Raw genomic sequence first — 6,922 nt, forward strand, 5'->3', positions numbered from 1 at the left:
AAGGATTACGAAGTGGCCGTCTCTTGTCACATGGATCTCACCCGTGCCAGCACCAGGGCTTGATCACCCGCACACCATCTCCCAGGACGTGAACCCCAACAACGACCACATCGCGTTGATCCGGGTCACGGTGGCTGGTAGCACGGGGTGCTGGTAGGCAGCCTCCTCCTCGGCAGTGAGAACGTCGTCGGCCCCGGGGGCGACGACGGCCAGGCGCTCGCGCAGCATGTCCGTCACGTCGGTGTCAGCCAGGTCCAGCAGCCCGACCAATTGCGCCATCCGCATGACGATCCGCCAGTCGTGCTCACCTCCCTGCAAGGCGGCCTCCATCCACTCGCCCGGGCGCGGCGGCCAGCTGCTCGACGTCGGCCGCCTCGACGAGGGCCAGGCGCAGCGGCATGTACTCGTAGCGGCCGTCCGGGGCCAGCAGCCGGCCGGTGCGCCCGGCCTCGCCGGGGGCAACATCGCCGTCGTTCTCCCACAAGCTGAACGTGATGAGCAGTTCCTCGGCCTCCTCCAAGACGGCGAGGAGGTCGCGGTCTTGGGGCAGCCGTCTCAGGCGAGAGCGACGGCGTCTCTGTCGACGACATGGACGACACGGAGAAGGCAGGCTGGTCCCTCTCAGCAGGCAGTTCGACTTCTAGGAATCCCCGAGGTCGTCGGCGCTCCCCGCCTTTTGGGCGCCGCGTCGCGGTTTCGGGCGGTGTGCGTTGCGGCGTGGGCCTGGATGGCGGACCTCCGGCCAGTCCTCAGGGATGCCGGAGCCTGAGGTGTTGTCCAGGGCGTCGGCGCTCATGCTGCGATATGCCTGGAGCAGGGCGGCGACGTGTTCGGGGGAGACCTCGGCGTTGACGACGAGGGCGGCGAGGAGCTGGGAGCGGTTCACGTTCTCGTGGGCGGCGAGTCCGGCGGCAACGAGTCGCTCCAGGCGGTCGTCGACGGCTTGGGGCCAGGTAACCAGGGTGTTGCGGCGTCGAGCGCGCCACAGCAGTTTCATCGCCGCTCCCGCTGACCATGATCTATATTCAATATATATTCCGTGCATGGTGAGCATGCTGCAAGCCCCGTCCCGGCCACAGACACAAGACTGTGAGCCGCCCGCTGTGGTGAGGATCGCCGGGCGGACGCTGCGGCCCACGCCGGTGTTCGACACCTACTGGCGTTTCGCCGCGGCCAGGCAGCAGGTCTACCTCGCGAGGCTGGGGGAGGCACCGCCGCCCGCACACCAGGATCCGGTGCTGGCCCAGCACCGCTTCACGAACTGCTTTCGCGCCGCGGACCGGGTCAGCCAGTACCTGATCGGCCAGGTGTCCTACCGCGGGGACCAACAGTGGCGCGAGGTGTTCTTCCGCACGATGCTGTTCAAGGTCTTCAACAAGATCCAAACCTGGCAGCTCCTGGAGAAACACCTGGGCGAGGTGACCTGGAGCGGATATGACTTTCAGGTCCTGGACGGCGTGCTGTCGAAGGCGTTCGCGGCGGGAGAGCGGCTATATTCCGCGGCCTACATCACTCCTCCGCCGGCGCTGGGGGAGCAGCGCAAGCACAGCAACCACCTGCGGCTCATCGCGTTGATGATGGACCAGGAGGCGCCGGAGCGGGTGCAGCAGGCCGCGTCGATGCGCGAGGCGTATGAGGTACTGCTGGCCTTCCCGGCGATCGGCCCGTTCCTGGCCTACCAGTACCTGATCGACCTGAACTACGCGTCGCACATGTCGTTCTCGGAGATGGACTTCGTCGTTCCGGGCCCAGGAGCCCGCGATGGGATCCGCAAATGCTTCGGCCTCGCGGCCGACGGCCTGGAGACCGAGGTGATCCACTACATGGCGGACACCCAACAGGAGCACTTCGGCCGTCTCGGGCTGTCGTTCGGAGGACTGCGGGGTCGTCCCTTGCAGCTGATCGACTGCCAGAATCTGTTCTGCGAGGTCGACAAGTACGCACGGGTGGTGCACCCGGAGGTCTCCGGTATCAGCGGGCGCAGCCGCATCAAGCAGCTGTACCGGGCCGATGCCGCCCCCTTGAGCGCGTGGTTCCCGCCCAAGTGGGGGGTCAACGCTTAAGCGCTCCAGCCAGTGAGAGCCTGATGGCCGGCGCGCTGATCAGGCGGACAGCTGCATCTGGGTCTGAATCACCGGGCGGATGACGCTGACATGCTCCTCGATCTGGGCGTGACCGGCGATCACCGTCAAGCTGCCCTGACGTACTTCCGCCTGCTGGGCCAGATAGGCCAGCAGGCGCCCCAGCCCCAGGTAATTGCCGTAAGCGCGGTCCACCATGTAGTGGCTGCGATACAGGGCTACCGCGTGCAGGGTGCGCTCGCGATCCAGCTGGAACGAGCAGTGACTCAAGCACGGGAAACCGCGATACTTGTTGTCGGTGCCGGCGACATGGACCGAGGTCGACCAGGTGCCCTCCTCCGGTTCGGTGTCGTGGGGGTGGGCGACGTCCATCTCGTAGGCGGCGCTCATCGGCCCCTTGGTGGAGATCTGCCGGCGAATACGGGCGATCAAGGTGGTCAGCTGGTCGACCGGGCCTTTCTTGCCGGGGTAGGCGATGATGCGGCCGAAGTAGGTTCCGCTCCTGTTGTGCTGGTCGATGCGCATGAGCGACTTGTACATCTCCTGATAGCGGTGCACCAGTTCCTCGGGGGAGGAGCAGGTGGCTGCCAGCCCAGCGGGGAAGAGGGTGTTGGCGACCGTTTCGATGGGCGCGTACCCGTGCTTGTCGCGGACCTGGTCGAACTGGGCCCGCACCTGCGGGTCCTCGGCGGCGGCGTCAGCGATACGGACCACGGTGTGAAAACCTTTCTGTCCCGGATTGGTCTTCACATCCAGGGCCCGGCAGGCGGCGGCCCAGGCCAGGGAGGTGTTCTTCTCGGCGACGCTGAAGGTGTGCATCAGTGCTCCTGAGATCGTGACGGCTAGCGCGGCATGGCAAGAGCTGAAGCTGGAGCTGGGGTTGGTGCGGCTAGGTCGGCCAAAGCTCCAGGACGCCGGCGCGCGGCGACTGCCGCGCGACGGTGACTTCGAGCAGATCGGCAGCGCCCGGCACCCGCACCGTCACCGTGGCTGTGCCGGTGAGGGTGTCGGTGACTTCCGCGACGGTTGCGGGGGCATCCTCGTCCCACAACAGCTGCCCTTCGGGGTTGCCGGTGGGGACCAGGCAGGTGGGCAGCGCATCGAAGTGCGCGCCGGGGGTGCGTAGTACGACCAGGTCGCCCACATCCACCCGCACCGTCGCCTGGTGGGCGGCCGTGTCGATCACGTGGACATGTGCCTTGCTGGGCACCATGCCGCCGGCCAACACCGTCTTGATCGCGGCGGGCTTGGTTTTCAGCCAGACGGCCTTTTGTGCTCGGGTCAGGAGCCGCAGCCGGTGCAGGTGGTTCACGGTCCCGGTGTAGGAGGTGCCCAGCCAGCGGGCTACTTGGTAGGCGTGTTCGGGCACCTGGGGGCGCTCGACACCGAGTCGCCGAAGCGCCGAGTCCACCGCGGGCGGAGGCATGAGGAACCACGCCGCGAAGGCTTCTGCGGTCTTCTCCTCATCCGGCCAACTGCCATCTCCCCAGCCGACGGTGCGGTCCAGTTCCTTGTCGAGGGCGGTGCCGTGCCCCAGGCAGTGGTGACCCAACTCATGTGCAGCTGTATGCCTTTGGGTGATGATGTCCAATTTTTCGTTCAGGAGCACCGCCGGCCCGTCGTCATGCGGGGAAAAGTAGATGCCGAACAGGCGCGGCATGGGCCGCGCCATCCCGACCAGCCCGGCTTCGCGTAGCGCGCCGTGCACGTCAACGTAGTCGTCGCGGTCGATTCCCAGGTCGCGGTGGGCCTGCACGGCCGCCATCGCGGCGACCGTGTAGGCGATGTCCCAGTTCACTCAGCCGGCCTGGACGGCGTCACGTGTCCGCCGTCTTGCCCTGTGTCCGGTGCCTCCTCCTGGGCGCGCCGGTACTTCAAGAACTCGGCGAAGCTGATGACCTCCTCCCAGTCTCCATCGGTCAGGCCGACCAGGGCGCGGGGCATCCCGGCCAAGGCGTGCTCACCTGGATCGGCGTCTTCTTCCTTGGCCAGGAAGTAAGACACCGGCCGGGTGTAGAGGCGGGCGAGCTTCTTGAGCTCCAAGCTGTCGACGCGCCGGGCGCCGCGTTCGATGTCACTGACCGCGGAGCGCGGGATGCCGGTCATGTCGCACACGTACTGCTGTGACATGCCTAGGTAGTCGCGGGTGTGGCGCAGTCGTTCGGCGAGCAGGTCCAGCTCGGGGTCGCGGTTACGCGCGTCGGCCGAAGCAGGGGTCATGAGTGGTGCCTTTCCTTGATCACCTTCAAGACGGTGGCGGCGAAGGTGTACACAGACCGCGTGGAGCGGGCGGTTTCTTCGTTGGTGGGAACGGTGATGCCGTAGCGCTCCTCGACCTGGGTCAAGATCTCGACGACCAGGATCGAGTTGACCGGCAACTCCTGGCCACTTTGTTCCAGTTCCATGCGTAGTTCGCCGGGGTCGCGGTCTTGTCGTTGCGCCAGGAGTTCCAGGACGAGGGTGACGATGTCCTCCAGGGGCGGCTCGAGCATTTTCAGGAGTCTCTCCCGTTCGTCGGATTCTCCGGCATCACTGTTCTACTATACGACAACGTCGGCGATACCGACGATGATGCCGGGTTATCCAACAGGAGGCGTGATGCACTTCAACCGCTACCAGCAGGCGGCGATCAAGACCCTTCAGCCCGCCGCCCCCGACGCCGACCCCGTGATGGTCCCCCTGCTTGGCCTGACCGGCGAGGTCGGATCCCTGGCCACCGCCTACAAAAAGCACCTGCGCGATGGGCCGGGCATGGCCTCCGGTAAGCACCTCTTACGCGAGGAGCTCGGCGACGTCCTGTGGTACGTCGCGGCCCTCGCGCACCGCTTCGACCTCGACCTGGAAGACGTCGCCGCCGCGAGCCTCGTAAAGATCAACGACTGGTGGCTTACCACCCCGACAGCCGACCGCGTCTTCTTCGACGCCACCTTCCCCCAAGCCGAACAACTCCCGCGACAAGCCACCCTCACCTTCACCCTGCAACAACGCGACCGCGACGGCCGCAGCGTCGCGGTACTGACCCACAACGGCAAGGCCTGCGGAGACCCCCTCACCGACTCCTCCCACATCGACGACGACTACCGCTTTCACGACGTCTTCCACCTGGCCCACGCCGCCGTCCTAGGCTGGTCCCCCGTCACACGCTTCCTGCTGCGCTGCAAACGCAAGAGCGACCCCAGGATCGACGAAGCCGAAGACGGCGGCCGCGCCATCGCCATCGAAGAAGGCATCTCCGCGCTCGTGTTCGCCTACGCCGCCCGCCACGGCTACTTCGAAAACGTGCGCCACATCGACCACGAGTTCCTCAAGACCATCGCCACCATGACCTCCCACCTCGAAGTGAGCGTCCTGCGTGCCGCCGACTGGGAACAAGCGATCATGACCGGATACGCCGCCTGGCGGCAGCTTCGCGCGAACGCAGGAGGCACCCTCCACCTCGACCTGAACCAGCAGACACTAACCATCGAGTAACTCGCCCCCGACGATGCCAAACAGCTACCCGAGGTGTGTCCCGGCCTCCGCTTTAGAGGCGGAGGCCGGGGTCGAGGCGGACGGGATGCGGTGAGCGGGTTAGCGGTGGGTGATCCACCAGATGGTCAGCGCGATGGGGGCCGAGGCGGCGGCCGCGGCCGCGCTGCGCACCGCGGCGGCCAGAGCGGCACGGGCCAGGCGGCGCAGGAACGAGCGGTCGATCATGAACGGTTCTCCTTACCGCGAGCCCCGGGCGCTGCTCGCCCGGGGCGGTGCCCTCATGAAGCCGCTACGGAAGGTTTTCCGGATCCGCTCGCATCGGTGCGGTGGGGCGGGCAGGGTGGGAGACCTCGGGGAATGGGGTGATGGGCGGCTTTTCCGGACGATTTCGATCCGGATCCGGATGCGCGAGAGGTAGCAAGGTGAGCGGCTCCAGCGACTCGACGGACGCAGCAGGGACAGCCGGTGCGGTGGATGCGACCGGCCGGTACGCCGCCGCGCTCCGGGCGTTGCACGCGGCGGTCGGCGCACCGGACGGCGGGATGATCCAGCGGCAGGCGGCCGCGCAGCTGCCGCCGTTGAAGGTGGCGCCCGCGTCGTGGAGTGATTGGCGCAACGGCCGCAACGTCCCGTCTGACCGGAAGGTCGCCGACTGGCTGATCGTCTTCCTGCGTGGCCGCGCCCGGCACAAGTCCCCCGCCTATGTTGCGCCGCCTGCCGCGTGGTGGGAGGAGCTTCGTCAGCGGGCGCGAGCCGAACGCCGCCAGGGCAGTGGGCGTGGAGGCCGTCCCCCCCATTCCTCACCCGTCGGCCCCCACCGTGCAGAAGGGGGAGAGCGAGCCGGTGCGGTACTGGGTGGGGGTGGTGCCCCGGGCCGCGGACTGCTTCCAGCCCCGCGAGGTCGCCGACCGGCTCATCGAAGCTGCTCAAGAGGGCGAGACGGTGGTGGTTTCGCAGGTGCTGGCCGGGATGGGCGGGATCGGCAAGACCCAGCTCGCCGCCGCCTACGCCCGCCGGGTGTGGGAGCGGCGGGAGGTGGAGGTGGTGGTGTGGGTGAGCGCGACCTCCCGCTCGCAGATCCTGGCCGCCTATGCCCAGGCCGCCACTGAGCTCGGCCTGCCCACTGACCCCGGCGACGTCGAGCAGGCGGCCAGGCGGTTTCTCACCTGGGCTCAGACCACGCCGACGGCGTGGCTGGTGGTGCTCGACGATGTGCAGGACCCTGCCGACGTGCGGGAGCTGTGGCCCTCGGGCGCAGCTGGGCGCGTGGTGGTCACCACCCGGCGCCGGGAAGCGGCCCTGACACGGCAGGATGTCCTCAAGCGCGAGAGGCCGCCGGAGCTGTATGCCTTGATCGACGAGGCGGCGCT

At 67.5% G+C, this 6,922-nt stretch carries 11 protein-coding genes; 3 read left to right on the forward strand and 8 right to left on the reverse strand.

The genetic code is table 11. The annotated features are described in order from the left end of the window. Positions 1-63: 63 nt before the first annotated feature. The 3 genes from AB0J58_RS43710 to AB0J58_RS43720 all read right to left on the reverse strand — a co-directional run bounded on the left by AB0J58_RS43710 (position 64) and on the right by AB0J58_RS43720 (position 997). On the reverse strand, positions 64-318 hold the full coding sequence (locus tag AB0J58_RS43710; protein WP_364227441.1) for a hypothetical protein: 255 nt from the start codon (positions 316-318) through the stop codon (positions 64-66). Then, entirely contained in the window at positions 305-520 is a 216-nt protein-coding gene (locus tag AB0J58_RS43715) for a hypothetical protein (RefSeq protein ID WP_364227443.1), read from the reverse strand. The genes AB0J58_RS43710 and AB0J58_RS43715 overlap by 14 nt, the downstream gene beginning before the upstream one ends. A 120-nt stretch (positions 521-640) precedes the next feature. Then, the gene (locus AB0J58_RS43720) at positions 641-997 is read right to left on the reverse strand and encodes a hypothetical protein (protein ID WP_364227446.1); all 357 of its coding nucleotides are present in this window, start codon (positions 995-997) and stop codon (positions 641-643) included. Between the two features lie 46 nt (positions 998-1,043). Here AB0J58_RS43720 and AB0J58_RS43725 point away from each other — a divergent pair, with 46 nt between their 5' ends. After that, complete coding sequence (locus AB0J58_RS43725) at positions 1,044-2,063, forward strand: nucleotide kinase domain-containing protein (RefSeq protein ID WP_364227449.1); 1,020 nt, start codon at positions 1,044-1,046, stop codon at positions 2,061-2,063. A 39-nt stretch (positions 2,064-2,102) separates the two neighbouring features. On the opposite strand, the gene AB0J58_RS43730 is transcribed toward AB0J58_RS43725, so the two are convergent. The 4 genes from AB0J58_RS43730 to AB0J58_RS43745 all read right to left on the reverse strand — a co-directional run bounded on the left by AB0J58_RS43730 (position 2,103) and on the right by AB0J58_RS43745 (position 4,573). Continuing rightward, on the reverse strand, positions 2,103-2,900 hold the full coding sequence (locus tag AB0J58_RS43730) for a hypothetical protein (RefSeq protein WP_364227452.1): 798 nt from the start codon (positions 2,898-2,900) through the stop codon (positions 2,103-2,105). 70 nt (positions 2,901-2,970) lie between these two features. After that, entirely contained in the window at positions 2,971-3,879 is a 909-nt protein-coding gene (locus AB0J58_RS43735; protein WP_364227455.1) for an ImmA/IrrE family metallo-endopeptidase, read from the reverse strand. Beyond that, complete coding sequence (locus AB0J58_RS43740) at positions 3,876-4,301, reverse strand: helix-turn-helix transcriptional regulator (protein WP_364227458.1); 426 nt, start codon at positions 4,299-4,301, stop codon at positions 3,876-3,878. Before AB0J58_RS43740 ends, AB0J58_RS43735 begins: the two co-directional genes overlap by 4 nt. Further along, entirely contained in the window at positions 4,298-4,573 is a 276-nt protein-coding gene (locus tag AB0J58_RS43745) for a phosphopantetheine-binding protein (protein WP_364227461.1), read from the reverse strand. Before AB0J58_RS43745 ends, AB0J58_RS43740 begins: the two co-directional genes overlap by 4 nt. A 106-nt stretch (positions 4,574-4,679) precedes the next feature. Here AB0J58_RS43745 and AB0J58_RS43750 point away from each other — a divergent pair, with 106 nt between their 5' ends. Next, the gene (locus tag AB0J58_RS43750) at positions 4,680-5,552 is read left to right on the forward strand and encodes a nucleoside triphosphate pyrophosphohydrolase family protein (protein ID WP_364227464.1); all 873 of its coding nucleotides are present in this window, start codon (positions 4,680-4,682) and stop codon (positions 5,550-5,552) included. 99 nt (positions 5,553-5,651) lie between these two features. On the opposite strand, the gene AB0J58_RS43755 is transcribed toward AB0J58_RS43750, so the two are convergent. Next, positions 5,652-5,777 (reverse strand): hypothetical protein, encoded by a 126-nt coding sequence (locus tag AB0J58_RS43755; RefSeq protein ID WP_364227467.1) that lies wholly within the window; start codon positions 5,775-5,777, stop codon positions 5,652-5,654. A gap of 477 nt (positions 5,778-6,254) precedes the next feature. Between AB0J58_RS43755 and AB0J58_RS43760 the strand changes: the two genes are divergently transcribed. Further along, a partial coding sequence (locus AB0J58_RS43760) for an NB-ARC domain-containing protein (protein WP_364227470.1) occupies positions 6,255-6,922 on the forward strand: 668 nt, incomplete at its 3' end.

The organism is Streptosporangium sp. NPDC049644 (assembly GCF_040675205.1).
In the GTDB taxonomy this organism is placed as follows: Bacteria; Actinomycetota; Actinomycetes; order Streptosporangiales; family Streptosporangiaceae; genus Streptosporangium; species Streptosporangium fukuiense.

Coding starts and splice junctions, on each gene's coding strand:
- AB0J58_RS43720 (WP_364227446.1), bottom strand. CDS start 997: ATGAAACTGCTGTGGCGCGCTCGACGCCGCAACACCCTGGTTACCTGG.
- AB0J58_RS43725 (WP_364227449.1), top strand. CDS start 1,044: ATGGTGAGCATGCTGCAAGCCCCGTCCCGGCCACAGACACAAGACTGT.
- AB0J58_RS43745 (WP_364227461.1), bottom strand. CDS start 4,573: ATGCTCGAGCCGCCCCTGGAGGACATCGTCACCCTCGTCCTGGAACTC.
- AB0J58_RS43740 (WP_364227458.1), bottom strand. CDS start 4,301: ATGACCCCTGCTTCGGCCGACGCGCGTAACCGCGACCCCGAGCTGGAC.
- AB0J58_RS43730 (WP_364227452.1), bottom strand. CDS start 2,900: ATGCACACCTTCAGCGTCGCCGAGAAGAACACCTCCCTGGCCTGGGCC.
- AB0J58_RS43755 (WP_364227467.1), bottom strand. CDS start 5,777: ATGATCGACCGCTCGTTCCTGCGCCGCCTGGCCCGTGCCGCTCTGGCC.
- AB0J58_RS43750 (WP_364227464.1), top strand. CDS start 4,680: ATGCACTTCAACCGCTACCAGCAGGCGGCGATCAAGACCCTTCAGCCC.